At 73.1% G+C, this 24,731-nt stretch carries 27 protein-coding genes; 14 read left to right on the top strand and 13 right to left on the bottom strand.

Annotated elements, in window-relative coordinates; all coding sequences use genetic code 11:
• Nucleotides 1-33: 33 nt before the first annotated feature.
• Both GV155_RS10505 and dnaB read right to left on the bottom strand, forming a co-directional pair.
• A complete protein-coding gene (locus GV155_RS10505) occupies nt 34-630 on the bottom strand; it encodes a GNAT family N-acetyltransferase (RefSeq protein ID WP_160007746.1) in 597 nt (198 codons plus the stop codon).
• A gap of 49 nt (nt 631-679) precedes the next feature.
• Nucleotides 680-2,485, bottom strand: a complete 1,806-nt coding sequence (gene dnaB, locus GV155_RS10500; RefSeq protein WP_160011150.1) for a replicative DNA helicase — start codon at nt 2,483-2,485, stop codon at nt 680-682.
• 513 nt (nt 2,486-2,998) lie between these two features.
• Between dnaB and GV155_RS10495 the strand changes: the two genes are divergently transcribed.
• The 3 genes from GV155_RS10495 to GV155_RS10485 are packed head-to-tail and all read left to right on the top strand — an operon-like array spanning nt 2,999 to nt 6,188.
• Nucleotides 2,999-4,369 carry an MATE family efflux transporter gene (locus GV155_RS10495; RefSeq protein ID WP_160007744.1) on the top strand — a complete coding sequence of 457 codons (1,371 nt, stop codon included), beginning with the start codon at nt 2,999-3,001 and terminating at the stop codon, nt 4,367-4,369.
• 34 nt (nt 4,370-4,403) lie between these two features.
• The gene (locus GV155_RS10490; RefSeq protein WP_160007742.1) at nt 4,404-4,955 is read left to right on the top strand and encodes a hypothetical protein; all 552 of its coding nucleotides are present in this window, start codon (nt 4,404-4,406) and stop codon (nt 4,953-4,955) included.
• A gap of 57 nt (nt 4,956-5,012) precedes the next feature.
• The gene (locus GV155_RS10485) at nt 5,013-6,188 is read left to right on the top strand and encodes a hypothetical protein (protein WP_160007740.1); all 1,176 of its coding nucleotides are present in this window, start codon (nt 5,013-5,015) and stop codon (nt 6,186-6,188) included.
• A 75-nt stretch (nt 6,189-6,263) separates the two neighbouring features.
• On the opposite strand, the gene rplI is transcribed toward GV155_RS10485, so the two are convergent.
• From rplI to rpsF, 4 genes are all read right to left on the bottom strand, one after another.
• Complete coding sequence (gene rplI, locus GV155_RS10480) at nt 6,264-6,710, bottom strand: 50S ribosomal protein L9 (RefSeq protein ID WP_160007738.1); 447 nt, start codon at nt 6,708-6,710, stop codon at nt 6,264-6,266.
• Between the two features lie 13 nt (nt 6,711-6,723).
• Entirely contained in the window at nt 6,724-6,960 is a 237-nt protein-coding gene (gene rpsR / locus GV155_RS10475) for a 30S ribosomal protein S18 (RefSeq protein WP_160007736.1), read from the bottom strand.
• A 69-nt stretch (nt 6,961-7,029) separates the two neighbouring features.
• Nucleotides 7,030-7,632 carry a single-stranded DNA-binding protein gene (locus GV155_RS10470; RefSeq protein WP_160007734.1) on the bottom strand — a complete coding sequence of 201 codons (603 nt, stop codon included), beginning with the start codon at nt 7,630-7,632 and terminating at the stop codon, nt 7,030-7,032.
• Nucleotides 7,633-7,736: 104 nt separating this feature from the next.
• Nucleotides 7,737-8,027, bottom strand: a complete 291-nt coding sequence (gene rpsF / locus GV155_RS10465; RefSeq protein ID WP_160007732.1) for a 30S ribosomal protein S6 — start codon at nt 8,025-8,027, stop codon at nt 7,737-7,739.
• A gap of 187 nt (nt 8,028-8,214) precedes the next feature.
• Between rpsF and GV155_RS10460 the strand changes: the two genes are divergently transcribed.
• From GV155_RS10460 to GV155_RS10445, 4 genes are all read left to right on the top strand, one after another.
• Nucleotides 8,215-9,519: a patatin-like phospholipase family protein gene (locus tag GV155_RS10460; RefSeq protein WP_160007730.1), complete on the top strand. Its 1,305-nt coding sequence runs from the start codon at nt 8,215-8,217 to the stop codon at nt 9,517-9,519.
• A gap of 119 nt (nt 9,520-9,638) precedes the next feature.
• Nucleotides 9,639-10,442, top strand: a complete 804-nt coding sequence (locus GV155_RS10455) for a deoxyribonuclease IV (RefSeq protein ID WP_160007728.1) — start codon at nt 9,639-9,641, stop codon at nt 10,440-10,442.
• Nucleotides 10,443-10,487: 45 nt separating this feature from the next.
• The gene (locus GV155_RS10450; protein ID WP_160007726.1) at nt 10,488-11,663 is read left to right on the top strand and encodes a lipid II:glycine glycyltransferase FemX; all 1,176 of its coding nucleotides are present in this window, start codon (nt 10,488-10,490) and stop codon (nt 11,661-11,663) included.
• A 4-nt stretch (nt 11,664-11,667) separates the two neighbouring features.
• Nucleotides 11,668-12,738, top strand: a complete 1,071-nt coding sequence (locus GV155_RS10445; protein WP_160007724.1) for an alanine racemase — start codon at nt 11,668-11,670, stop codon at nt 12,736-12,738.
• Here the strand turns inward: GV155_RS10445 and GV155_RS10440 are convergent.
• Complete coding sequence (locus GV155_RS10440) at nt 12,699-14,165, bottom strand: glycosyltransferase family 87 protein (protein WP_236554249.1); 1,467 nt, start codon at nt 14,163-14,165, stop codon at nt 12,699-12,701. The genes GV155_RS10445 and GV155_RS10440 overlap by 40 nt on opposite strands.
• Nucleotides 14,166-14,282: 117 nt before the next feature.
• On the opposite strand from GV155_RS10440, the gene GV155_RS10435 reads away from it, so the two are divergent.
• Complete coding sequence (locus GV155_RS10435) at nt 14,283-15,017, top strand: class E sortase (protein WP_160007720.1); 735 nt, start codon at nt 14,283-14,285, stop codon at nt 15,015-15,017.
• Between the two features lie 68 nt (nt 15,018-15,085).
• Nucleotides 15,086-16,063, top strand: a complete 978-nt coding sequence (galE, locus tag GV155_RS10430) for a UDP-glucose 4-epimerase GalE (RefSeq protein ID WP_160007718.1) — start codon at nt 15,086-15,088, stop codon at nt 16,061-16,063.
• A gap of 10 nt (nt 16,064-16,073) precedes the next feature.
• Here the strand turns inward: galE and GV155_RS10425 are convergent, their stop codons facing one another.
• The 4 genes from GV155_RS10425 to GV155_RS10410 are packed head-to-tail and all read right to left on the bottom strand — an operon-like array spanning nt 16,074 to nt 19,850.
• Complete coding sequence (locus tag GV155_RS10425; protein ID WP_201300136.1) at nt 16,074-16,805, bottom strand: SGNH/GDSL hydrolase family protein; 732 nt, start codon at nt 16,803-16,805, stop codon at nt 16,074-16,076.
• 56 nt (nt 16,806-16,861) lie between these two features.
• Entirely contained in the window at nt 16,862-17,776 is a 915-nt protein-coding gene (locus GV155_RS10420) for a phosphotransferase (RefSeq protein ID WP_236554248.1), read from the bottom strand.
• A gap of 7 nt (nt 17,777-17,783) precedes the next feature.
• Complete coding sequence (locus tag GV155_RS10415; protein WP_160007716.1) at nt 17,784-18,431, bottom strand: GNAT family N-acetyltransferase; 648 nt, start codon at nt 18,429-18,431, stop codon at nt 17,784-17,786.
• A gap of 39 nt (nt 18,432-18,470) precedes the next feature.
• Nucleotides 18,471-19,850, bottom strand: coding sequence for an HNH endonuclease signature motif containing protein (locus tag GV155_RS10410; RefSeq protein ID WP_160007714.1), 1,380 nt, complete (start codon nt 19,848-19,850; stop codon nt 18,471-18,473).
• Nucleotides 19,851-20,033: 183 nt separating this feature from the next.
• Here GV155_RS10410 and GV155_RS10405 point away from each other — a divergent pair, with 183 nt between their 5' ends.
• From GV155_RS10405 to GV155_RS10395, 3 genes are read left to right on the top strand one after another with little or no spacing between them, the layout of a single operon-like run.
• Nucleotides 20,034-20,573: a GNAT family N-acetyltransferase gene (locus GV155_RS10405; protein WP_236554247.1), complete on the top strand. Its 540-nt coding sequence runs from the start codon at nt 20,034-20,036 to the stop codon at nt 20,571-20,573.
• Between the two features lie 10 nt (nt 20,574-20,583).
• A complete protein-coding gene (locus tag GV155_RS10400; RefSeq protein WP_201300135.1) occupies nt 20,584-21,222 on the top strand; it encodes a DUF1684 domain-containing protein in 639 nt (212 codons plus the stop codon).
• Between the two features lie 54 nt (nt 21,223-21,276).
• Nucleotides 21,277-22,404, top strand: coding sequence for an ATP-binding protein (locus tag GV155_RS10395; RefSeq protein ID WP_201300134.1), 1,128 nt, complete (start codon nt 21,277-21,279; stop codon nt 22,402-22,404).
• Between the two features lie 90 nt (nt 22,405-22,494).
• Here the strand turns inward: GV155_RS10395 and GV155_RS10390 are convergent, their stop codons facing one another.
• Nucleotides 22,495-23,022, bottom strand: a complete 528-nt coding sequence (locus GV155_RS10390) for a hypothetical protein (RefSeq protein WP_160007708.1) — start codon at nt 23,020-23,022, stop codon at nt 22,495-22,497.
• Between the two features lie 68 nt (nt 23,023-23,090).
• On the opposite strand from GV155_RS10390, the gene GV155_RS10385 reads away from it, so the two are divergent.
• Entirely contained in the window at nt 23,091-23,507 is a 417-nt protein-coding gene (locus tag GV155_RS10385; protein WP_236554246.1) for a VOC family protein, read from the top strand.
• Between the two features lie 94 nt (nt 23,508-23,601).
• Here the strand turns inward: GV155_RS10385 and GV155_RS10380 are convergent, their stop codons facing one another.
• Complete coding sequence (locus GV155_RS10380) at nt 23,602-23,775, bottom strand: CsbD family protein (protein ID WP_160007706.1); 174 nt, start codon at nt 23,773-23,775, stop codon at nt 23,602-23,604.
• 295 nt (nt 23,776-24,070) lie between these two features.
• Here GV155_RS10380 and GV155_RS10375 point away from each other — a divergent pair, with 295 nt between their 5' ends.
• Nucleotides 24,071-24,568 (top strand): hypothetical protein, encoded by a 498-nt coding sequence (locus tag GV155_RS10375; RefSeq protein WP_160007704.1) that lies wholly within the window; start codon nt 24,071-24,073, stop codon nt 24,566-24,568.
• The last annotated feature ends 163 nt before the right edge of the window (nt 24,569-24,731 follow it).

The following is a 24,731-nucleotide window of genomic DNA, read 5'->3' as shown; positions in this document are numbered from 1 at the left end:
GTGGCTAATGCTCTTAGCCTGAGGCTAATCACATTAGCCGGTCGGGTCAAGGAGTCGGTGCCGCACGACCCTCCGCCGCAGGGTCGGCGAGGCCACCACCTCGTACCCGACGTCGAGGAACACCTGGAGCAGCCCCACCGAGGCCTCGTCCCAGATCACCGTCTTCCCGGGCACCGGCTCGGTGGGGTAGCCCTCCAGGACGCGGGCGCCGACCTGCCGTCCGTACTCGACGGTGCCGGCGGCCAGCTCGTACATCAGCCCCTGGCGACGGAAGCCCTTGCGCACCACGAAGCAGGTGACCGACCAGACGCCCTCGAGGTCGGGGTCCATCCGCATCCACGGCGCCTTCCGGCTCCACACCCTGGGGTAGTCCTCCCGCGGCTCGACCGCGACCCAGCCGGCCGGCTCACCGTCGAGGTAGCCGACGAGACCGGACGTGGGCCCGTCGGTGCCGCAACCGGTCTGCTCCAGCAGGGCTGCTTCCCTCTGCTCCTGGGTGGTATCGCGCCAGATCCAGCCCGGGGCCTTCAGGGCCTGGCAGCGGCACTTCCCGGCGCCGCCGGCGTCGAACACCGCCTCGACGTCCTCGGTCGTGGACTGGTTGGCCGGTCGCCAGGTGAACTCGGGCATACGGCACGCTAGCCGCGACGGGCGTCGGTGGCCGGTCGTCGACCCGAGGTCAGTGCGCCATGTCGACGAAGCGCGAGTAGTGGCCCTGGAAGGCCACCGTGATGTCACGGGTCGCGCCGTTGCGGTGCTTGGCCACGATCAGGTCGGCCTCGCCAGGGCGGGTCGACTCCTTCTCGTAGGCGTCGTCGCGGTGCAGCAGGATCACCATGTCGGCGTCCTGTTCGAGCGAGCCCGATTCGCGAAGGTCGCTCATCATCGGGCGCTTGTCGCCGCGCTGCTCCGGCCCACGGTTGAGCTGCGACAGCGCGATGATCGGCAGCTGCAGCTCCTTGGCCAGCAGCTTGATCTGGCGGGAGAACTCCGAGACCTCGAGCTGGCGCGACTCGACCTTGCGGCCGGACGTCATCAGCTGCATGTAGTCGATCACGATCAGCTTGAGGTCGTGGCGCTGCTTGAGCCGGCGGGCCTTGGCCCGGATCTCCATCATCGTCATGTTGGGCGAGTCGTCGATGAACATCGGCGCCGACGACACCCGGCCCATGTGGCGGGCGAGCTTGTCCCAGTCGGCCTGGTCCATCTTGCCGTTGCGGATGTGGTTCAGCGGCACCTTCGCCTCGGCCGAGAGCAGCCGCATCGTGATCTCCGAGCGCGTCATCTCGAGGCTGAAGAAGACGCTGGAGAGGTTGTTGTGGATGGAGGCCGCGCGGCAGAAGTCCAGCGCCAGCGTCGAGTTGTGGGTCGGAACCATCGACTCGCCCGCGAGGTAGAGGTGGTCGTCGTTGTCGACCTGGACGCACCGCACCGGAACAGAGGCGACGGGGCGTACGGACCCCACCTTGACCGACGAGCCGTCCGGCATCGAGATGGTGTGGATCCGGTCCAGCGTCTGCGCGATCTGCTCGGTGGTGCGGATACGGGAGGTCGGCTGCGAGGGTCTCGAGACGCTTGCTGACGCTCGCTCCTCGACCACCGTCTCCGTCAGCCACTGGTGCTCGGCGTCGGCCACGATCGTCGTGCCGTCCGAGAAGGTCACCTCGTAGCAGGGCCGGTCGACCATGACGTCGGTCGCCGCCACGACTCGTGTCGCCTTGCCCTGGGCGTCGACGAGGTCGTCACCCACGGCGACATCGCCCATCGTGGTCCAGCCGGTCGGTGTCACGAGCGGGGTGTCGAGCGCGAGCGCCTTCCCCATGGCAGGACGAGCCGCGACGATGATCATCTGCCCAGAGTGCAGACCGTTCGTCAGGTCGTCGAGGTCGGCGAATCCGGTGGGCACGCCGTAGAGCCCGGCCTCCCGGTTGCCGATCGCCTCGATCTCGTCGAGGACGCCGTCCATGATGTCGGCCAGCGGGGCGAAGTCCTCGCTGCTGCGCTTGTCGGTGACGGTGTAGATCTCGGCCTGGGCGCGGTCGACGACGTCGTCGACCTGGCCCTCGCCGGCGTACCCGATCTGCACGATCTTGGTGCCGGCGTCGACGAGGCGGCGCAGGATCGCCTTCTCGCGCACGATCTCGGCGTAGAACTGGGCGTTGGCAGCGATCGGGACGTTGGAGGCCAGGGTGTGGAGGTACGGCGCGCCGCCGACGCGCTGGAGGTGACCCTGGCGCTGCAGCTCGGCGGAGACCGTGACCATGTCGACCGGCTCGCCGCGACCGAAGAGGTCGATGACGGCGTCGTGGATCGTCTCGTGCGAGGGGCGGTAGTAGTCCGGTCCGCGCAGGACCTCCGAGACGTCGGCGATGGCGTCCTTGGAGATCAGCATCGCCCCGAGCACGGACTGCTCGGCGGCCATGTCCTGCGGGGGCGTACGAGCGCCCGGTGACGACGACGGGGCCTCGCCCGGCGCGTAGGGCATGGGCCCGTCGCCCCACTCCTCGAAGGGGGGTTCGGCGAAGCGGTCCTGGGACTCGGTCACACTCACGCGGCGCCCTCCTCGGCGGGTCGGCTGGTCAGGTCGGGGGCTGCTGGACGACCTCGGGACCGACGCTAGGACGGAGCGCCGACAGGCCTCGGCGGATCGACCGGAACCGCGACCGTACGGCCCGTCGACGGCCCCGACCTATTCCGTTGTCCACAGGTCCTGTGGATAACCTGGGGACAACTCCGGCAGACCCGCCCGAACCTGTGGGGTGAGTGTGAGCGACCCTGTGGACGACACGCCGTTCCTATCCCCGACACCCACTCTGACCTGCTGCGATGTGTCTGACAGCATGTGGAACTGAAAAAGTTCGGTCCCACCTACGTTCACCGGCCGTCCATGTCAAGACCCTCTGCCGGTCGACCACGGGGCCGGACTTAAGTCAGACTTTCCACAGACTGACCCCCGTTATCCACCGGGCCGATCCGGCCCTTGTCAAGCAGGAGCCAGGTGCGCACCCCACCCGCCCGCGCTGACCTGCGACGACACCGCAGGCGCCACGACGCCGAGATCGTGCGACTGGCGGTGCCGGCCTTCCTGGCCCTCGTCGCGGAGCCGCTGTTCCTGCTCGGCGACGCCGCCGTCGTCGGCCACCTGGGCACGATCCCGCTGGCCGGACTCGGGGTCGCGGCCACCGTGCTGCAGACCGTGGTCGGGCTCTGCGTCTTCCTGGCCTACGGCACCACCGCCAGCGTGGCCCGCCGGGTCGGGGCCGGCGACCGGGCCGGGGCCCTGGCCCAGGGCGTCGACGGGATCTGGCTGGCCGTCCTGATCGGCGTCGCGGCCACCGCGGTCCTGCTGGCGCTCGCCGGACCCCTCGTCGGGATCTTCGGGGCGGAGGCGGCCGTCGAGGACGCAGCGCTCACCTACCTGCGCATCGCCGCGCTCGGCACGACCCCGCTGCTGGTGATGCTGGCCGCGACCGGCGTGCTCCGCGGCTTCCAGGACGTCCGCACCCCCCTGGTCGTCGCCGTCGCCGGCAACGTGGTCAACCTCGTCCTCAACGTCCTGCTGGTCTTCGGCACCGGCCCGCTGCCGGCGCTCGGCATCGCCGGCTCCGCGATCGGCTCGGTGGTCGCCCAGGTCCTCAGCGCCGCGGCGCTGGTCGCGGTCGTCGTCCGCGGGGCCCGCCGCGAGGGCGCCTCGCTGCGCCCCGACACCCGCGGGGTCCGGGAGGCGGCCCGGGCCGCGGGCCCGCTGGTGGTGCGGACCCTGACGCTGCGCGCCGCGCTGCTGGTCACGACGTACGCCGTCGCGATCGCCCCCGCCGCCGAGCGCACCGTCGACCTCGCCACCCACCAGCTGGCGATGACGCTGTGGACGTTCCTGGCGTTCGTGCTCGACGCCATCGCGATCGCCGCGCAGGCGATCACCGGGCGCTACCTCGGTGCCGGGGACGTCGAGGGGACGCGGGCGGTGACCCGGCGGATGCTGCGCTGGGGACTGCTCAGCGGGCTGGTCACCGGGGTGCTCCTGGCCGTCGCCGCGCCCCTGCTCGGTCCGCTCTTCAGCAGCGACGCGCAGGTGCACGAGCGGCTGGTCCCGGTGCTGCTGGTCGCCGCGCTCGCCCAGCCGCTGGCCGGGGTGGTCTTCGTCCTGGACGGGGTGCTGATCGGTGCCGGGGACGGGGCCTACCTCGCCCGGGCGGGGACGCTGGTCCTGCTGGCGCACGCCCCGGTGGTGCTGCTCGTGGCCGGTGCCGGCGGTGGCCTGGTCGGGGTCTGGGTGGTGTTCTCGTTCGTCTTCATGGGCGCCCGCGGGCTCGCCCTGGTGCACCGCGAGCGCGGCGGCGCCTGGCTGGTCACCGGCGCCGGCCGGTGAGCGGCCCCACGCCGCCCGTCCCGGGCGTGCCAGCATGAGCGCCGTGCAGCCGCTGCTGGTCGCCGCGCTCGGCCTCCTCCTGGTCACGCTCCGGGTGGACACCGGCGGGGTCGACGCCACCCCCGACCCGCTCGGCTGGGCACTGGTGCTGCTGGCCGTCGTCCGGCTGCCGCGGGACCTGCCCCACCGCACCGCCGCGCTGGCCCTGGTCGTCCTCGCCGGGCTGACGTCGGCCGTGCTCGTCGCGCCCGACCTGACCTCCGACCTCAGGGCCGACCCGGCGCTGGCCTGGGCGGTCTCGCTGCCGGCCCTCGCCGCCACCGGCACCCTGATGCACTCCCTGACCGCGGCGGCCCGCGAGGCCGGCGACCCCGCCGCTGCCGGCTGGCTCGGCTCGGTGCGCACCCTGACCGTCGCGGTCGCCGTGCTGCCGGCGGTGGTGCTCGGCGCCGGGGTCGACGCGCTCGCCGGCCCCACCGCCGGACTGGCGCTGCTGGCCGCGGTCGGATCCGTGGTCGTGCTGCTGGTCTACGCCGGTCGCTCGTGGGCGAGACGGACGGCTGCGCCGGGCCCGCCGCGTTCCTAGGGTGACCGCACCGGCCTCGGGACCGGTCTCCCCCGCCCCTCGCCCCCCGGAGTCCTCATGGCTCGCACGGTCCACCCCGCACGTACCCCTCGAGGCCTCGCCGCCGTGGCGACGCTCGCCCTCGGCCTGTCCCTCGCCACCGCGGTCCCTCCCGCGAGCCAGGCCGCCGCCCCTGGCTGCCTGACCGAGCGCCAGGACCTCCCGCTGCTGGATCCCGGCTGCGACGACACCACGCCCCCCGACACCGAGATCACCGGCCGCAGCTTCGTGCCGAACGCCGCGGGCTGGATCGCCGAGGACACCGTGACCTTCGAGTTCCACGAGGTCGTCGAGGACGGCGACGCCGGCCCGTGGGGCTTCCGCTGCCGCGTCGTCGGGGCGGTGACCACGGACCTCGAGCCCTGCACCAGCCCGGTGACCTACGAGGACCTGCCCGACACGCAGGTCGGGAGCGGCCAGGGCCCCTGGCGGTTCGAGGTCCACGCGGTCGACGAGGGCGACGCCCCGGTCGACTGGCGTGGCAGCCTCCTGCAGCCGGGCCGCGAGACCGCCCCCGACGACGACAGCGCCTCCCCGGCCACCGCGACCTGGCGCTCCGACACCCGGGCGCCCGAGACCCGGGTCGGTGGCCTGGACCCGGACCCCGTCACCCCGGGCTCGCCGGTGCAGGCCACGCTCAAGCCGGGGGTCTTCGTCGGCGCCGACGAGGGGACGCGGACGACCCCGGTCACCTGGACCTGCGCCCTCGACGGCGTCGCGCGTGAGTGCGCCGGCGGGCCCCTCCGGCTCGGTCGGCTCGCCGCGGGCGACCACGAGGTCACCGCGACGGCCACCGACGTCGCGGGCAACACCGACCCCACGCCCCAGCGCCGCGCGTTCCACGTCCCCCGTGAGCTGGCGGCCCCCGCCGGCTGGGCGACCCGCGGCACGAAGGGTGCCCTCGGCGGGGACGTGCTGGTGACCCGGACCCGCGGGGCCGTCCTGAGCACCCGGCTGACCGGGGTGCGCGACCTGCGGGTCGTGGCGCCCACGGGGCCCGGCCTGGGGGTCGTCGAGTGGCGGCTGGACCGCGGTCGGTGGGCGGTGGTGCCGCAGCGCGCCGAGCGGACCCGTCAGGCCCAGGTGGTCGTGCTGGCCGCCTACGACCGCCCGACCAGCGGCCGTCTCCAGCTCCGCGCAGGCACGGTGAGCGCGCAGCGACCCGCCGTCCTCGACGGCCTCGTGGCGCGCTGACCGCCCGGACGCGACGACGGCCGCCCCCCGAGGGGGACGGCCGTCGTGGTACTGCGGGTGGTGCGGGTGGCTCGGTCAGGCGGGGACGACGTTGAGCGTCACCGTGGCCGAGACCTCCTCGTGGAGGCGCACACCGACGGTGTGCCTGCCGAGCGACTTGATCGGGTTGCCGAGCACGATCGTGCGCTTGTCGATCTTCTCGCCGGACGCGGTGCCGATCGCCGAGGCGATGTCACCGGTGGTGACGGCGCCGAAGAGACGGCCCCCGGCACCGGCGCGCACCGGCAGGTCGACCGTCGAGCCCTCGAGCGAGGCCTTGACCTCGACCGCGTGGTCGCGGTCACGCACGGCGCGGGCGCCGCGGGCGGCCTTGATGGACTCCACGGTCTTCTCGCCACCGCGGGTCCAGACCAGGGCCTCGCCGCGCGGGACGAGGTAGTTGCGGCCGTAGCCGGGCTTGACGTCCACGACGTCCCCGGGGGCACCGAGGCCGTCGACCTCCTGGGTGAGGATGAGCTTCATGTCGTCAGTCCTCTCAGCGACCGGTCGCGGTGTACGGCAGCAGGGCGACCTCACGGGCGTTCTTCACGGCCGTGGCGACGTCGCGCTGGTGCTGGACACAGTTGCCCGTGACCCGACGCGCGCGGATCTTGCCGCGGTCGGAGATGAACTTGCGGAGCAGGGCGGCGTCCTTGTAGTCGACACCGGTCGCCTTCTCCTTGCAGAACTGGCAAACCTTCTTCTTCGGCTTGCGGACCACTGGCTTGGCCATTGCGGTGCTCTCCTTCGATGAGCCCGGTCCGTTGTGGTGTCCGGACCGGAATGGTGGATGGGTGCTGGATCAGAAGGGGGGCTCTTCCGAGCCGACGCCCGGAGCCCCCCAGGGGTCGGCCTGCTGGCCACCGGCGGGACGCTGCTGGCCGCCCTGACCCCCCTGCTGGGGAGCCGGGGTCGCCCACGGGTCGTCCCCGCCGTACGAACCGCCGCCGCCGGAACCACCCTGGTTGCCCTGGCCGCCGGAGCCGCCCTGAGGGGCGCCCCCGCCGTACCCGCCGCCGCCCTGGCCGTTGCCGCCGGAGCGGCTGGCTCGGGCGACCTTGGCCGTGGCGTACTTCAGCGACGGCCCGACCTCCTCGACCTCGAGCTCGACGACGGTGCGCTTCTCGCCCTCACGGGTCTCGTAGGAGCGCTGCTTGAGCCGCCCCTGCACGACCACGCGCATCCCCTTCTGGAGGGACTCGGCGACGTTCTCCGCGGCCTGACGCCACACCGAGCAGGAGAGGAACAGGCCTTCGCCGTCCTTCCACTCGTTGGTGTTCTTGTCGAAGGTCCGCGGAGTCGACGCGATCCGGAAGTTCGCCACGGCCGCCCCGGAGGGCGTGAAGCGAAGCTCGGGGTCGTCGACGAGGTTGCCGACGACGGTGATGACGGTCTCGCCTGCCATGGGGTTCTCCTGGGTCGAGGTGGTGCGGTGTCCGGAGCGGTGTCCGCCGATCGTGCCGTGCCGCGCCGACAGCCGTCAGCGGCTGTCCACAGGCAGGGCTGCGATCAGTGGGCGTCGGGCCGGAGGACCTTGGTACGCAGGATCGACTCGTTCAGGGTGAGCTGGCGGTCGAACTCCTTGACCGTGGCCGGCTCGGCCTGCAGCGTGACGACGGCGTAGATGCCCTCGGCGTTCTTCTTGACCTCGTAGGCCAGGCGCCGACGGCCCCAGACGTCGAGGTTGTCGATCGTGCCGCCGTCCTTGCGGATGACGTTGAGGTACTTGTCGAGCGACGGCTCGACAGTCCGCTCGTCGAGACTGGGGTCAAGGATGACCATGACTTCGTAAGCGCGCAAGGCTGTCTCCACCTCCTGTGGGCTAGGTGGCCACGGAATCTCCGTGGCAGGAGGGCCTGTGCTCCTCGGGGCGCGGACCCGGTCTGCGGGTCCGGCTGGTCGCGAGGACAGCACAAGGTACCAGCGTGTCGCCGAGGTGCCGAAATCATCGTCCCCAGGCCCGGGCGCACCGTCTAGCATCCGGCGGGTGCCCCCTGCCGAGCCCCGCCGCCCCTCCCGTCCCGCCCGTCCCGACGGGTCCCCGCGCGACGGGGCGGGGACGGACGGTGAGGTCGCCCTGGTGCTCGACGCCGGCGGCGCCCGCTCGGCGTACCAGGTCGGGGTGCTCGAGGTCCTCCTCCCCGAGCTCGAGCGCCGAGGGGTGCACCCGACCCTGCACCTCGGCACCAGCGCCGGCGCGCTGCTCGCCGCCGCACTCACCTCGACCGCGCACCTCGACGCCGAGGAGCAGGTCGAGCGTCTCGTGGCCACCCTCGGCCAGGCCACCAAGCGGCACGTGATCCGCCCGCTGTGGCAGCAGGTCCCGGTCGTCGCGCTGCGCTACGCCTCCGAGACCCTGGGCCTGTCGGTCTTCCGGCTGCGCGGGCTGTTCGGCACGGCTCCGCTGGCCCGCACCCTGGGCCGGGCGATCACCTGGGACTCGCTGCACGACAACCTCGAGCAGGGCCGGGTGCACGCCCTGTCGGTGGTGGCCACGGCCGTCCGCACCGGTGAGGTCGTGATGTTCACCGAGACCGGTCCCGACCACACCGACCTGCCGGGCTCCCCGACGCCGGACGGCTACCGCCGGTTCGTACGGACCCGCCTCGGCGTGGAGCACCTGATGGCCTCCTCGGCCATCCCGACGCTGTTCCCCTCGGTGCGGGTGGACTCCCCGGAGGAGGCCGCAGGCTGGTACGCCGACGGCGCCACCCGCCGCCGGGTGCCGCTGGCCCCCGCGCTCGAGCTCGGCGCCGAGCGGGTCGTGGCCGTCGGCACCGGCAGCCTGCACCCGCGCCCGGCCGACCCGGCCCTCGACCGCGCCCCGGTCGACCTCGGCGACGGCGGCGCCACCCTGCTCGGGTCGGTGATGGACGACCCGATGCGCCACGACCTCCGTCGACTGGCCGAGACCAACGCGATGGCCGCCGACGACGACCTCCGCCCCGCGCTCGACCGGCACCGCTCGTCGCGGGGGAAGCCGGGGTACCGCGTCGTGCCCTACGTCGCGATCGCCCCCGAGCGGGGCGACGCCCTGGCCGACACGGCGCTGGAGGTGTTCCGCGAGAACCACAAGTCGTGGCGCGGCACCCTGTCCGACCCCGACCTGCAGGTGGTGCACCGGCTGCTCGGCAGCGACAGCCCGCTGCAGGGCGAGCTGCTGAGCTACCTGCTGTTCGACCCCGACTTCTTCGACGCCGCCCGCGACCTCGGCCGCCGGGACGCGCGGACCTGGCTGGCCGAGCACCCCGACCTGTGGGAGACCGGGCCGATCCAGGCCCCGGTCGGCTGAGCCGGACTGGACGGGCAGGTTTCGAACTTGTCGGCCTTTGCAAAGCCCGACATGTTCAGAAGTCCCCGGCCGACCGGGGACTTCCCGCACCCCCGGACGGCCCGCCTACCCTGGCCCGCATGAGCAGCACCACGATCGCCATCGGCGCCCACGTCGACCAGACCGACCCGCTGGCCGAGGCCCGGGAGCGGGGGGCGCCGCTGGTGCAGATGTTCCTGGGCGACCCGCAGGGCTACGCCGGCCCCGAGGTGGCCTACGCCGGGGGCGCCGAGGGGCTGCGGGCCGACGCGGAGGCGGCCGGCGTGGACCTCTACGTCCACGCGCCGTACATCGTCAACGTCGCCACCACGAACAACCGGATCCGGATCCCGAGCCGCAAGCTGCTCCAGAAGCACGTCGACGCCGCGGCCGAGATCGGCGCGAAGGGCCTGATCGTGCACGGCGGGCACGTGAACAAGGCCGACGACCCGGAGACCGGGTTCGACAACTGGCGCAAGGCCGTCGAGGCCACCGACCTCAAGCTCCCGCTGCTGATCGAGAACACCGCCGGCGGGGACAACGCGATGACCCGCTACCTGGAGCGGATCGGGCGGGTGTGGGACGCGATCTCCTCGGCCGAGGGCGCCGACATGGTCGGGTTCTGCCTCGACACCTGCCACGCCCACGCGGGCGGCAACGACCTGACGACCGTGGTCCAGGACGTGCTCGCGATCACCGGCCGGATCGACCTGGTGCACGCCAACGACAGCCGTGACGAGTTCGACTCCGGCGCCGACCGGCACACCAACTTCGGCCAGGGCCGGATCGACCCCGACCTGCTGGCCCAGGTGGTGCGCGACGCCGGCGCCCCGGTCGTCTGCGAGACCCCCGGCCCGGCCGAGGCCCACGTCGCCGACTTCGCCTGGCTCCGCGAACGCCTCTGACCCGCCCGGTCGGGCCCACCGCCCGGTCGCCGGTAGCCTCGATCCGTGCCTGCCGCCCTCACCGTCCGACCCGTCACCGAGGACGAGCACCTCGCCCACCTGCGCTCACGCCCGTCGGCCAGCTTCCTGCAGACGCCGGCCTGGGGCCGGGTCAAGAGCGAGTGGCGCCGTGAGTCGCTGGGCTGGTTCCGGTCCTCCCCCGACCGTGCCGAGGAGATGGTCGGCGCCGCGCTGGTGCTCTACCGCCAGCTGCCGAAGGTGAAGCGGTTCCTGGCCTACCTGCCCGAGGGACCCGTCCTGGACTGGGACGACGCCGCCGAGGACCTCGCCGCCTGGCTCGACCCGCTGACGGCCCACGTCAAGGGTCAGGGCGCCTTCGGCGTCCGGATCGGCCCGCCCGTGGTCACCCGCCGGTGGAGCGCGCAGCAGGTCAAGGACGGTGTCGCCGACGACACCACCGCCCGGCTGGCCGACCTCGCCCCGTCGGTGCGCGAGCCGCTCGGCGCCGCCGTCGTCTCCGGGCTGCGTCGCCTCGGCTGGCGGCACCAGGGCGCCGAGGGCGGGTTCGCGGCGGGCCAGCCGCAGTACGTCTTCCAGGTCCCGCTGGTCCACCCCGACGGCACCGCCCGTACCGAGGACGAGGTCCTCAAGGGCATGAACCAGCTCTGGCGGCGCAACATCAAGAAGGCCGCCAAGGAGGGCGTCGAGGTCACCACCGCCGACGCCGGCGACCCCGCCGGCCTGGCCGACGAGCTGGCCGCCTTCCACGCGCTCTACGTCCACACCGCCGAGCGCGACCACTTCACCCCGCGCCCGCTGTCGTACTTCCGCACCATGGCCGAGGCGCTCGGCGCCGAGGACCGTGACCGGTTCCGGGTCTTCGCCGCCCGCCACGACGGCGACCTCGTCGCCTCGACCATCGCCATCCGGGTCGGCACCCACGCCTGGTACTCCTACGGCGCCTCCTCCACCGAGAAGCGCGAGGTCCGCGGGTCCAACGCCGTGCAGTGGGCGATGGTGCGCGACGCGCTCGCCGCCGGCGCCCACGTCTACGACCTGCGCGGGATCACCGACACCCTCGACCCCGAGGACTCCCACGTCGGGCTGATCCAGTTCAAGGTCGGCACCGGCGGCGAGGCCGTCGAGACCGTCGGCGAGTGGGACCTCCCGCTCAACCGGGCGCTCTATCGCGCCTTCGACCTCTACATGAGCCGGCGGTGACCGCATGACCCTGACCCTCCACGTCGACGGCGCCCGCTGGCGCGCCCACCTCGACGCCGTCGCGACCGCGAACCCCGGCCTGGCGCCGGTCGTCAAGGGCAACGGGTACGGCCTGACGCTGCCGCGGCTGGCCCGCCGCGCCGGCTGGCTGCGCGAGCAGGGCCACGACGTCGACACGATCGCGGTCGGCACCTACTCCGAGCTGGAGACCGTGGCGAGCCGCTTCGACGGCGACCTGCTCGTGCTCACGCCGTGGCGTCCCTTCGGGCCCGAGCTGGAGCTCGACGAGGCGCTGGAGCGTCGCGTCGTCCACACCGTCGGCCGCCTCGAGGACCTGGTCGACCTGCTCGACCGGCACCCCGCCGCCCGGGTCGTGCTCGAGCGACGCACCAGCATGCTGCGTCACGGCTTCGACGCCGACGGGCTGCGGGCCGCGGGACGGCTGCTGCGTGGACGGCGTACGGCCTCCGTGGCCGGCGTGGCGTTCCACCTCCCGCTGGACCAGGGCTCGCACCTCGCCGAGGTCCTGCAGCTGATGGACGACGTGGTCGCCGCCGACCTGCCGACCCGCACGCTGTGGATCAGCCACCTGTCGGCCGACGAGCTGGCCACGCTGCGGCGGACCTATGCCGACTACACCGTCCGACCCCGGGTCGGCACCGGGCTCTGGCTCGGTGACCGCGGTGCGCTGCGGGTCACCTCCACCGTGCTCGACGTGCACCCGCTGCGCCGGGGCCAGGTGTACGGCTACCGCGGCCGCACCGCCCCCCGCGCCGGGCACCTCCTCGTGGTCAGCGGCGGCACCGCCCACGGCATCGGCCTGACCGCCCCGGCCGGTGAGAGCCGGCTGCGCGCCCGCGCGGCCGTGCTGGCGCGCGGCGGGCTCGACGCCGCCGGTCTGGCCCGCTCCCCGTTCACCGTCGACGGCCGCCAGCGCCTGTTCGCCGAGCCGCCGCACATGCAGGCCTCGATGCTGCTGCTGCCGGCCGGCGCCCGGGTGCCCGAGGTGGGCGACGAGCTCGACGTACGGGTCCGCTACACGACCACGTCGTTCGACCGCGTGCTGGTGGACTGAGACCGCACCGGCAGCGTCAACGGCTCCGTGCGGGCCACCGGGTCCCGGTCCGGCCGCCACACGTCGCGGACCACGACGGCGGCCAGGTAGAGCTCGCAGAGCATCCGCAGCACGATCCCGAGCCAGTAGACCGGGGCGTCGTACGCCTCGCCCTCCCCCGCCGCGCCCGGGCGCAGGTAGCCGCCGAGGTACCACCAGACCACCGCGAAGTAGAAGACCTCGCCGGCCTGCCACACGACCTGGTCGCGCCACCGCGGGCGGGCCAGCGCGGCCAGCGGCAGCAGCCACAGGACGTACTGCGGGGAGTAGACCTTGTTGACCAGCAGGAAGCCGACGACCACGAGCAGACCGAGCTGGGCCAGCCGGGGCGGGGACGGCGCGAGCAGCCCGAGCGCCGCGACGCCGAGGCACCACACGACCAGGAAGCCCTGCGAGACGAGGTTGATCGTGCCGGCCGAGAACGTCACGTCGCCGACCTGCGAGACCATCGTCCACACCGAGCCGAGGTCGGCGCCACGCTCGGCGTTGAACCCCCAGAAGACGCCCCAGGCCTCCGGCCCGGTGAGGTACGCCGGAGCGTTGGCCAGCAGCCAGGCCCCGGCCGCCCCCGCCACCACGAGCCCCGCCTCGCGCCAGCGCCGGGCGCGGACCAGCAGCACCAGCACCGGGCCGAGCAGCAGCCCCGGGTAGAGCTTGGCCGCCGTGCCCAGCCCCAGCAGCACGCCGGTCAGCAGCGGGCGCCCGCGCGACCACGACCACAGCGCCGCCGCGACCAGGGCCACGGCCAGCAGGTCCCAGTTGATCAGCCCGGTCAGCGCCAGCGTCGGTGAGGCGGCGAACACCGCGGCGTCCCAGGGCCGCCCGGGGTTCGCGCGGGTCAGGAACCACGCCGCGCCCAGGGTCAGCAGGGCCAGGCCGAAGGCGTTCACCGCGGTGAACAGCACCACCTCGCGCGCCACCTCGGGCTGGCCGAAGAGCTCGTCGGCCGGGGTGGCGTACCGCGGGGCGAGGTCGGGGAACCCGACCACCGCGTGCGTGGCCCAGCTCGACGCCCAGGCCCAGTAGGAGATCCCGACGGGGTACTCCATGGCCTCGAAGCGGTCGCGCACCCCGGCGTCGTCGGAGTAGGGCCACTCGTGCTCGACGAAGCCGCGGCCGGTGTAGAGGTAGGGCAGGTCGGAGTAGCACATCGCCGAGTAGCGGGTCTGCCCGTCCGCCCAGGCGTCGCTCGCGCACGGCGCCTTCTGCAGGGTGCCGAGCGCGAAGGTCAGCGCGGCCAGCAGCAGCACCACCGCGGTGGGGCTCCACCAGCGGCTGCGCGCGGCCCGCGGCCCGACCGGGCCGCCGACGCCCTCGGACAGGGCGGCAACGACGGGGTCGTCCTGGGTCGGGTGGACGTGGCGCGGCACCCGACCCGGGTCAGCCACCGCCCGGGCCCGGGCTGGGCCCACCGCCGGCACCGGCGGGGGAGGGGCGGGACACACCACCATCGTGCCTGCCGACGTACGGCCGGCCCCACCGCGGCCTGGCTACGCTCGGACGGCATGAGGTTTTCCGTGCTCGCCCCGCTCGTGGCCCTGGCTGCGCTGACCGGCTGCTCCGCCGCGCCGGAGCGTGAGCCGGCCGCCGAGCGGGTGCAGGACGCGGCGGCCCGCGTACCCGCGTCGACCCAGGCCCCGCAGCCGCAGCCGTCGTCGCCGGCGCCGGAGGCGGCAGCCGAGGCCGGGCAGCGGCTGGAGCCGGCCGGGCCGGCGACCTCCGACGGCACCCCGCGCGCCGCGACCCTGAGCGTGCCGGACCTCGGGCTGCGCGACTTCCCGGTGCAGGCCTACCGGGGGACCACCGACGACGTGGCCGGCACGGTGATCCAGGACGCCGGCGACCTGGCCAGCCCGTACGGCCCCGACGGCGGCGTCGGGCCGGGCGGCGTCGGCAACTACCTGGTGACCGGGCACCGGCTGTCCTCCACCGAGCCGTTCCTGGAGCTGCCGTCGCTGGTGCGCGGGGACCGGGTGACGGTGACGGCGGACGGGACCGACTACGTCTACGAGGTGCGCACGACCCGGGAGACGTCGTTCCGCGAGCCCGCGTCGCTGACCGCCCAGCGCGCCGCGGTGCCGGGACGGCCCGGTGCCGAGCCGACGAGGGCGATGATCACGCTGTCGACCTGCGCGACGCCCGAGGACCACGCAGAGGGCAACTACTGGTCCGACGAGAACGGCAACCCCGAGCACCGGATCGACAAGATCGGCGTCCTCGTGGCGTCGCGCCCGGCCTGAGCGCCCGCCTCCGCTAGCGTCTGCGGGTCGCACGCACGACTCGGAGCACGGACGAAGGAGCGGTACGGATGACCTGGTTGGTGACCGGAGGAGCGGGCTACATCGGCTCGCACGTCGTACGAGCGTTCCAGGCCGCGGACATCCCGGTGGTGGTCCTCGACGACCTCTCGTCGGGCTTCGAGCAGTTCCTGCCGCCGGGCGTGCCCTTCGAGCACGGCAGCGTGCTGGACGCCAAGCTCGTCGACCACACGCTGCAGGAGCACCAGGTCGAGGGCGTCGTCCACGTCGCGGGCTTCAAGTACGCCGGGGTGTCGATGCAGCGGCCGCTGCACACCTACGAGCAGAACGTGTCGGCGATGGTGATCCTGATGCAGTGCATGGAGGCCGTCGGCGCCGACAAGCTGGTCTTCTCCTCCAGCGCCGCGACCTTCGGCACGCCCGACACCGACCTGGTCACCGAGAGCACGCCGACCATGCCGGAGTCGCCGTACGGCGAGACGAAGCTGATCGGGGAGTGGATGCTGCGCGCCGCCGGGCGCGCGACGGGGCTGAAGCACACCAGCCTGCGCTACTTCAACGTCGTCGGCTCGGGGTCCACCGACCTCTTCGACACCAGCCCGCACAACCTCTTCCCGCTGGTCTTCGACATGCTCGTGCGCGGCGACAACCCGCGGATCAACGGTGACGACTACCAGACCCCCGACGGCACCTGCGTGCGCGACTACATCCACGTCGCCGACCTGGCCGAGGCCCACGTGGCGGCCGCGCGCCGGCTGGCGGCCGACGAGCCGGTGGAGCGGGTCTACAACCTCGGCAGCGGCGGCGGCACGTCGGTGCGCGAGATCATGGACACCATCCGCGAGGTGACCGGCATCGACTTCACCCCCGACGTCGCACCCCGCCGGCCGGGGGACCCTGACCGGATCGTCGCCTCCGGCGAGCTGGCCGCGCGCGACCTGGACTGGAAGATGCGGCACACCCTGCACGACATGGTGTCGTCGGCCTGGCAGGCCCGCCAGGCCGCGGGGGACGCCTACCCGCGCTGAGGCCGGTCGATCAGGGCTGAGGCGCCTGCAGGACCGCGCGCACGCCGGGCTCGAGGGCGTCGGCCATCGCGGCGTACCCGAGGTCGTTGGGGTGGAAGAAGTCCGGCGCCAGCCGGCCCCGCCACGAGGTCGGGCCGGTCTCGCGCAGGTCGACCAGCACGACCTTGCCGCGGGCGGCGGCGCGGACGACGTGCTCGTTGGCGAGGTCGGCGGCCGCCGAGGGCTGGGGGAGCGTGGTCACCAGCGAACCGGCCGGGAGCCGGTCGACCAGCTCGGCCATCGCGCTCGGCAGCGCCGCGCGTGCCTCCCGGCCGCCGAAGAGGTCGTTGGAGCCGACCAGCACGGTGACCAGGGCCGCCGGGGTGCCGTCCGGCTGGGCGGGCAGGCTGTCCAGGACGGGCAGCTGGCGGTCGAGGACGTCGCGGGTGCGGGCGCCGGTGGCCGACAGGTTGAGCACGGCGAGGTCGTGGCCGTCCGCGCGCAGGCGCTGGTCGAGCTGGCCGACCCAGCCGGCGTCGTGCGCCGAGGCGCCGACGCCCTGCGACATGGAGTCGCCGAGCACGACCCAGCGGCGGCGCGGCTCGAGGACGGCACGGGCATTGTGCGCGCGCCACGCGGCGGCGTACGGGTCCGCCTGCGCCCGCACCCGGCGCACCCCGGGGACGACGGTGTTGAGCAGCCGCATCGCGGGGCCGGGCGTACGGCCGGTGCGGGTGTCCCAGTCGGGCTCGGTCGCGGTCACAGGTCCCAGTGTGCCGACCGGGTGGACGGGGCCCGGCTCACCCGGCCGTCCGTGGTTCAGCCCGTGAGCACGCGGGCCAGGGTGCGTCGGCCGGTCGCTGAGATGACGGGGTGGGTGCGGGCGTAGTACCAGACCAGGCCGAGGGCCTGCTGGAGCGCCCAGGCGCGCCCGCGAGCCCACTCGAGGTCGGTGCACCCGAGCTGGTCTCGGAGTACGGCTCGGGCCGGTGCGTGGAGCAGGTGCCAGGCGGCGACCAGGTCGAGGGCGCGGTCGGCCGGGCCGAAGCCGCCCGTGTCGAGCAGCCCGCCGAGGCGGCCGTGGGTGACGATGACGTTGCCGGGCATCAGGTCCCCGTGGGTCATCACGTCGGGGCCGGCGGGCGGCAGGTCTCGCAAGTCGGCCCAGAGCCCGGCGAGCGACGCGGTGTCGAGGTCGTGGTCCACGCTCTGTCCGAGGCAGTGGGCGACCCACTCGTCGTGGTCGGGCAGGTGCCCGCCACGCCCATCGCGCTGCTCACCGACGAACGTCCGTCCGCTTGTGTCCGCGGTGCGGAAGGCGTCGAGGACGGCGGCCAGGTCCTCGGCGAACGCGGACGACCCGGCCGGGTCCTCGACGAGGGCGTCGTGGCCGGGCACCCAGGTCTGGACAGACCAGGGGAGGGGATAGCCGTGGCCGGGACGGCAGAGGGTGACGGGCAGTGGCGCGGGGGCGGGGCAGATGGCCGCGAGGGCCGCCGAGGCCTGCGCCTCGGCCTCGAGACCAGCTCGGACCTGGACGGGGTCGTCGCCGGTGAGGGGGAGCCGGACCGCCAGGCCCTCGCCGAGCCGGAGGACGGCGCACACGGTGCCGCCGCCGGCCACCGGGCGGAGGGGCAGGTGCCGGTGCTGCGGGAGCTGGTCGTCGAGGAGTCGCCGGACCAGGTCGGGGGTCACCGTCAGCTGGCGCTCGTGCATCGGCCCCTGGTCGGTCACGTCGCGGTCACGTCGCGCCGAGGAGCCCGCGGCAGGCATCGAGGCCGGTGACCGAGTACCCGGCCTCGCGGGCCCCGGCCCAGTCGGCGGCGTCCAGGCGGAGCCGGTCCGAGACGAGCATCTCGTCGCCCCGGGCGTCGCGGGTGGTGCCGTCGGGCCGGTAGCCGAGGCGGCGGGAGACGCCCTGGGAGGCGTGGTTGTCGCGGAAGACGAAGGTGAGTGCCGAGGCGGCGGCGAGGTGGTCGAAGGCCAGGGACAGGACCCCTCGGCGGGCCTCGGTCCCGAGCCCACGTCCCTGGTGCGCCAGGCCGAGCCAGGTGTAGGTCGTGACCTCACGGATGACGGAGAAGTCCCGGGCCGCCAGCCTGATCGCGCCGAGAGCCTCGCCGTCGGCGGTGAAGATGCCCAGACCCAGCCGCCAGTCGGTGGGGGACCACGAGGCGAGGCGGTCCCAGTGCTCGAGCAGGACGTACCGCGCACGCTCCTCCGGGGTCCCCTCGGCCCACGGAGTGAGGAACGGGCGCTCGTCGGGTGGGTGCACGCCGCCGGCGGCGAGGTCCGCCAACGCCGCCAGCTCCTCCTCCCGGGGGACGCGCAGGCGCAGCGAGGGGGTCGACACCTCGAGGCCGAAGAAGGGCCAGTGGTCGTCGATCACGGGTGGAGCCTGACACCTGGAGGGGCCGGGGTCACCGGCTTATCTGCGGATCTTCTTCAGGACGTACTCGCGGCCTCGGTGTCGGCGCATCTCGTAGGCGGGGTCGTGGGCTCTGCGGTGGTGGTGTCCGCACAGGGGGAGCGCGTTGCGGAGGTCGGTGGGGCCGCCGCGGGACCACTCCAGGAGGTGATGCAGCTCGCACCAGGCGAAGGGTCTCTCGCAGCCGGCGATGCCGCAGGTGTCGTGCAGGGTGTTCAGGGCGTAGCCCTGGTGGCGGGTGAACTTGCGCCGGGACTTCCCGACATCGACGGGCATGGAGTCCCCGCCCAGGACGACGGGGAGGTGGCCGGCGTTGCAGGCCAGGCGCCGGATCGAGCGGATGGAGATGACCTCGCCGGTGGCCAGGGTCCCGGTCCCGACGCCGGCGGCGATCTTGTCGAGGGCTGCGGTGATGAGCAGGCCGATGGTGTTGCCGTGGTCGAAGCCCGTGGTGGGCAGGTGCTCGATGAGCTCGCAGAACCCCGCACCGATCTTCTCCCCGTAGGAGGTCCCGTGCTGCGCGGACTCATCGGTGAGGGGCGTGCCGTCGGTGTCGCGGGTGTGACGCCTCGGTGCGGTGAGCTTCTCCAACGCCGCTTGCAGGATCCGTCCGTGCAGGGTGGGGATCACGAACGTCCCGCGGAAGGTCCCATCGCCCCGGTCGTTCAGGGACAGGTAGCACTCCCGGTGCGCTTCGTGCTCCTCATCAGCGGCGTCGTCGCCTTCGACGGTGTCGGCCTCGGCCTTCGACGGGAGCATGTTGGCGAACACCCGCCGTGCCTCGTCGCGGAGCCTCTTGGCCGACATGGGTCGGCCCTTGCCATTCGTGGGTGAGGACTCGCCGGTCGCGGTCAGGACGAGTGATTCCTCCGCGGACGCGATCTGTGCGGGGGTCAACGCCTTGGGGGCGCGTTCGGCGGCGCGGACGAGGACCTTGGCCTGGGACAGCCTGAGCGTTCCGGCTTCGAGGGCGCGTCGGGTGTGGTGGTACCGGGTCTGCAGGAGGGTCGCGATGTAGGTCCCTCCGCGGAGGACCTCGGTGGGGTCGCCGGTGAGCTTGGCGAGCCAGGAGGCGGGGTCGGGGTCGGCTTCGTCGCCGACGGGGCCTTGTTGTCCGCGGTCGCGGGCTTCGGCGAGGACGGCGAGCTTGTAGGCCGCGACCTGGGACTCCAGGGCGGTGATCTCGTGGGCTGCGGTGGTCAGGTCGGTGTTGGATAGTGCGGTGGTCGAGACCCCGGCCGCGGCGGAGACAGCACCGCGGGCGTCGAGCAGGGCGCCGGTGACGCGGACCCCGGGACGTACCCGTGCTGGACCCGGCACCCACGGTCCGTCACATCCGAGGTCGGCGGCCTCGGTGTGGGTGTCGTGGGTGGTGGTCATGGGTCTACTCAAGCACTGACCGCCGACAGCCCTGCCGCTCAGAGCGCCTTTCCCGACCACACTGGAGTAACAGTAGAACAAACGTTCGGTGACAGGCCGCGGTCGGGTCGGGCGGGGTGTCCGGAAACGTCATCTCGAGGCGCCGCAAGCGTCACCTCGGCGGGCTGCTGCTAGGAAGTGCCCGTGACCGAGCTCGCGACCCCGTCGTCTCACCTGCTGCCGTCCTGGGTCCGGGCGGTCGCCGAGTTCGGTGGCAGCCGGATCCCCGGGTCGGGGGACTTCCTCGTGGACGGGGGCCGGCTCGAGGCGACCGAGGCCTCGGGGCGCGCCCTGATCGACCTGGTGCGACCACTCGCCGACCCGGCGACCTTGCTGCCCGAGGACCTGGTGCGCTGCGAGCACTGGTGGCTCGTCGACGCCTCGACCACGGAGGACCCGGTCGTCGGGTTCCTAGCCCTTCGTCATGCGTTGACGCCGTTCCTGCTCGAGCGGGGCGGTCACGTCGGGTACGCCGTCCGACCCTCCCGTCGCCGCGAGGGGCACGCCCGGACGGGGCTGCGGCTGGCCCTGGCTCGGGCGGCCGGCCTCGGGATCGAGCGGGTGCTCGTGACGTGCGACGAGGACAACGTCGGCTCGATGCTCACGATCGAGTCCGCCGGTGGCGTCCTGGAGGACGAGCGGGAGGGGAAGAGGCGCTACTGGGTGACCTCACACCCGGCGTAGCGTCCACGACGTGACCACGCCGCCCTCCGCAGCCGACCACCTCGAGCTCGTCGACTGGCGCCAGCGGATGGACGCGGCCTTCGCACTCGCCCGCGCCGCCGCGGCCTCGGGGGACCCGGCCGGGGGTCACGCCACCTGGAAGGCGGCTCGCGACGACCTGTTCCGCACCCATCCGCAGTCGCCGCTGCCGGCTGACGACCCGCTGCGCGAGACCGGTCTGCCGTGGTTCGACTACGACCCGGCGTACCGCTTCTCGGTCCCGGTCCGACCGGCGCCCGCCGAGACGCGACCGGTCGTGGTGGGGGAGGACGGCACGCTCGAGCTGCGCCGGAGCGGGGTCGTCGAGCTGCCGGACCCGGTCGGGGCGAGCCTCGACGTGTGGAGCCTGGCGCAGTACGGCGGGGGACTCTTCGTACCGCTGCGCGACGGCACGGCGGGACGGGAGTCGTACGGCGGCGGCCGCTATCTCCTGGACACCGCCAAGGGCGCGTGGCTCGGCGGGCACGGCGACGAGGTCGTGCTCGACCTGAACTTCGCCTACCACCCGTCGTGCCGGTACGACCCCCGCTGGCAGTGCCCCCTGGCCCCGCCGGGCAACACGGTCGAGGCACGGGTGGAGGCCGGGGAGCGGCTCGCCCACCCCGCATGATGAAGATTGATGAAGCACTAGACGCTTGATGAAAGATGATGAACTATGGATGGGGTGCCGCCCACCCGTAGCCCGTTCCGCCCGTCCTTCGGCACCAGCCCGCCCCTGGTCTCGGGTCGCGACGCGATCCTGGCCGAGCTCGGCGACGCGCTCGACGCCGGCCCCGGTGCCGCGGGGCGGGCGGCGCTGCTGACCGGCAACCGCGGCATCGGCAAGACCGTCGTGCTGAACGAGGCCGAGGCGCTCGCGCGTGAGCGGGGCTGGCTGGTCGTGTCCGAGACAGCCACGGCCGGGCTCCTCGACCGGCTCACGCAGGACGGTCTGCCCGAGCTGGCCGACCTGATGCGCCAAGCGCCGTCCTCGCGCCGCCGCGTCCGCGGGTTCTCACTGCCCTCCGGGCTGGGCGGGCTGGAGTTCGACCTCCCGGCCGAGGCCGGTCCCGGCGGACTGCGCCGCCAGCTCAACGCGCTGACCGACGTGCTCGACGAGCACGGCACGGGCATCCTGGTGACGCTCGACGAGGTCCATGCCCGGGACGGTCGCGCCGACGTCGCCCAGCTCTGCGCCGTGGTCCAGCACGCGTTCCGCGAGGAGCGCCCGGTCGCCTTCGCCGCCGCCGGGCTGCCGGCCGCGGTCCAGGACCTGCTGGCCTCCGACGTCTCGACCTTCCTGCGCCGCGCCCGTCGCTTCGTCCTCGAGCCGCTCACTCCGGTCGCCGCCGAGGAGGCGCTCCGGGTGCCGATCCTGCAGGCGGGTCGCGAGGTCGCCGAGGCCGAGGTGGCGGCGATGGCGCTGGCCACGCACGGCTACCCGTACCTCGTCCAGGTCATCGGCGACCAGGTCTGGCGGCAGGACCCCGCGGCCCCGACGATCACGGCCGACCACGTACGCGCCGGGGTCGCCGCCGCCGTCCGCGAGGCCGGGTTCGCGCTGCACGAGCCCGCGATCAACGACCTCTCCGAGGGCGACCGGGCGTTCGTGTGGGCGATGGCCCAGGACGACACGGGGGAGTCCTCGATCGCCGACGTCGAGCGCAGGATGGGCCGGGACCACGGGTACGTCTCCCGCTACCGCGCCCGACTGATCGTCGCCGGGTTGGTCGAGCCGAGCCGGCGCGGCTACCTGCGGTTCACGATCCCGTACCTGCGGGAGTTCCTGCAGTCGCGACCCGACCACTTCTGACAATGCCGCGGATCACTGCGAACTGTTCGCAGTGATCCGCGGCAATCATGGCGCAGCACGGCGGCTCGTCATGATCTGGGGCGGTTGAGCTCAGCCGCGGGGGATCCAGCCCGAGGTGCCACGGTCGGGGGCGACGTCGGAGTCGGCTCCATTCTCGGTGAGGACCGAGAACCGGACCGCCCCGTAGTCGCCGTCGTGCAGGCACGCCGAGGGCATGGCCAACCGGGCGACGTCCTCAGCCCAGCGAACGCGCAGGCCGCGGCACGGAGTGGGCCCGTCGACGTCGCCGCCGTCGGTGAACGCTCCGGGGAGGATCTGCTCGCGGACCGAGCCGTCAGTCTTCTTGGTGGCGACGAGCCGCAGACCCGAGTCGCCACGGGGGTCGACGCTCACGATGACGTCTCCCCTCCGGTCCTCAGCGAGGCTGACCCGCGCCACGAGGAGACGGTCGTCATTGCGCACCGCGGCGCGTGTGACGTCGAGGCGCTGAGGACCACCGGCGTCGCCGGCCGGGTCGACCACCACCTCCGTGGCGGCGTGGACGGGGGAGGCGAGGCCGAGCGGGGCGGCCACGCCGAGGACCAGGGTCGCGGCGACGGCCGCTTTCGTGATGCGCATGGACCCTTCATCCCACGTCGTGTGCTCCAGGTCACGCGACCCGCCGGGACGTGGGGTAGAACGGGACGGTGGAGCACCCGCACCTGATGCACACCGCCCTGGACACCAACGACGCCCGCGGCCTGGCCGAGTTCTACCGCGAGCTGATGGGGTGGCACTACCGACCCGGGGACGAGCCGCCGACCGACGGGGGAGCCGACGACGACAGCTGGCTCGTGCTCGTTGACGACGACGGACGTCGTACGGTCGCCGTGCAGCGTGTCGACGAGCCGCTGGCGCGACCGACGTGGCCGGGTCACAAGGTGCCGATGCAGCTGCACCTGGACTTCTCCGTGAGCAGCCGTGCGGAGCTGGAACGGCACAAGGACCGGGCCGTCGACCTCGGGGCGGCCGTCCTGCTGGACCGGTCCGACGACCCCGACGAGGCGCTCTTCGTCCTGGCCGACCCGGCGGGCCACCCGTTCTGCCTGCTGACGACCGCCTGACGACGACCTGGTGCCAGAGCAGTCGAGATGACGACGACCCGCCCCGGCAGGTCCAGGACGGGTCGTGCGGATGCGGGCCGGAGCCCGCGATGCGTCAGTTCTTGAAGACGTCCTTGACGTCCTCGCCGGTCTTCTTCGCCGACGCCTTGGTCTGGTCGGACTTGCCCTCGGCCTTGAGCTTGTCGTTGTCGGTCACGTCGCCGGCAACCTCCTTGGCCTTGCCGAGTGCGTCCTGCGCGGCGTTCTTGGCCTTGTCTGCGATACCCATGGTGATTCCTCCTTGAATCAATGCGGTGACTGCTTCGAACACTGGTTAGTCGTGTGCTCACGCACGGTCGTCACACCGTTCGTGGGTGACCTGCGCCACGTGGATCCAGGGGCCTCCGCACCGGCTCCCGGCCGCAGCCAAGCAAACCGCCGAGGAATGGCGCGAGCTCTGCAAACTCCAGGAGGCAGCGTCTAGTAGGAATGCGCCAACGCTCCTCGGACACCCGGGTGAAGAGCATCGGATTCCAGGCGGGGGACCAGGAATGTCGCGGAGAGCCGCCCTCCGGTCCAGGGACGTGGCCGTGGGCTTGGTCCTCACCGTCCTCCTGGCCGCATGCTCCACAGTCGGCACGCTGAGCGACGCCGATTCGGGTCCCCTGGGAGTCACGCAGGGCAGCGGCGAGTGGTGCCTGCCCGCCTTCGAGACCGACAGTGATGTCGTGCACGGAAGCGAGGTGCTCTACAACGAATCTGATTCAGTCGTGCAGATCAAGGACGTGTCGCTCGTCGACGCCCGGAACCTCGAGATCAGAGACAGCTATCAGGGCCCACCGAGAAACACTCTGGTGGGCACACTGCTGGGATGGCCCTCCGCCGAGCGCTTGCAGAAGCAGGCTTTCGAACCTCTCGGGAGAATCGACCCGAACTCGCAGGCCAACCTCGTCATTCTCCTTCGCTCCGGGGATGACCCGGACTCAGCCGACCTCTCGGGCGTCCGGATCGAGTACGAGGTGGACGGTAAGACCTTCTCGGTCACTACCGGCTACTCGGTGACCTGGCGAAAGCGATGCTGAGCTGTCACTCGGCAGCGGTCGAGCCCATGATCGAGGCGAATCACGGGCCACCCAACGTGGCCTTGCCGCACGGTGCTTGGCGTACGTCGTGACGACATCATCGGTCGTTGAGCCGTACGTAGAGCGCGCTGTGGAGTCGTTCGTGCGCAACCGCCACCGGTGG

Origin of the sequence: Nocardioides sp. AX2bis (assembly GCF_902506435.1) — a bacterium.
GTDB lineage: Bacteria > Actinomycetota > Actinomycetes > Propionibacteriales > Nocardioidaceae > Nocardioides.
Note: the sequence above shows the minus strand (reverse complement) of the source record. Positions and strands in the feature narration are given on the sequence as shown.

Excerpts from the sequence above, each read along its gene's own strand:
- GV155_RS10505 (WP_160007746.1), bottom strand. The coding sequence starts at position 630 with ATGCCCGAGTTCACCTGGCGACCGGCCAACCAGTCCACGACCGAGGAC.
- dnaB (WP_160011150.1), bottom strand. The coding sequence starts at position 2,485 with ATGCCCTACGCGCCGGGCGAGGCCCCGTCGTCGTCACCGGGCGCTCGT.
- GV155_RS10490 (WP_160007742.1), top strand. The coding sequence starts at position 4,404 with ATGAGCGCCGTGCAGCCGCTGCTGGTCGCCGCGCTCGGCCTCCTCCTG.
- GV155_RS10485 (WP_160007740.1), top strand. The coding sequence starts at position 5,013 with ATGGCTCGCACGGTCCACCCCGCACGTACCCCTCGAGGCCTCGCCGCC.
- rplI (WP_160007738.1), bottom strand. The coding sequence starts at position 6,710 with ATGAAGCTCATCCTCACCCAGGAGGTCGACGGCCTCGGTGCCCCCGGG.
- rpsR (WP_160007736.1), bottom strand. The coding sequence starts at position 6,960 with ATGGCCAAGCCAGTGGTCCGCAAGCCGAAGAAGAAGGTTTGCCAGTTC.
- GV155_RS10470 (WP_160007734.1), bottom strand. The coding sequence starts at position 7,632 with ATGGCAGGCGAGACCGTCATCACCGTCGTCGGCAACCTCGTCGACGAC.
- GV155_RS10455 (WP_160007728.1), top strand. The coding sequence starts at position 9,639 with ATGAGCAGCACCACGATCGCCATCGGCGCCCACGTCGACCAGACCGAC.
- GV155_RS10445 (WP_160007724.1), top strand. The coding sequence starts at position 11,668 with ATGACCCTGACCCTCCACGTCGACGGCGCCCGCTGGCGCGCCCACCTC.
- GV155_RS10435 (WP_160007720.1), top strand. The coding sequence starts at position 14,283 with ATGAGGTTTTCCGTGCTCGCCCCGCTCGTGGCCCTGGCTGCGCTGACC.
- galE (WP_160007718.1), top strand. The coding sequence starts at position 15,086 with ATGACCTGGTTGGTGACCGGAGGAGCGGGCTACATCGGCTCGCACGTC.
- GV155_RS10410 (WP_160007714.1), bottom strand. The coding sequence starts at position 19,850 with ATGACCACCACCCACGACACCCACACCGAGGCCGCCGACCTCGGATGT.
- GV155_RS10390 (WP_160007708.1), bottom strand. The coding sequence starts at position 23,022 with ATGCGCATCACGAAAGCGGCCGTCGCCGCGACCCTGGTCCTCGGCGTG.
- GV155_RS10380 (WP_160007706.1), bottom strand. The coding sequence starts at position 23,775 with ATGGGTATCGCAGACAAGGCCAAGAACGCCGCGCAGGACGCACTCGGC.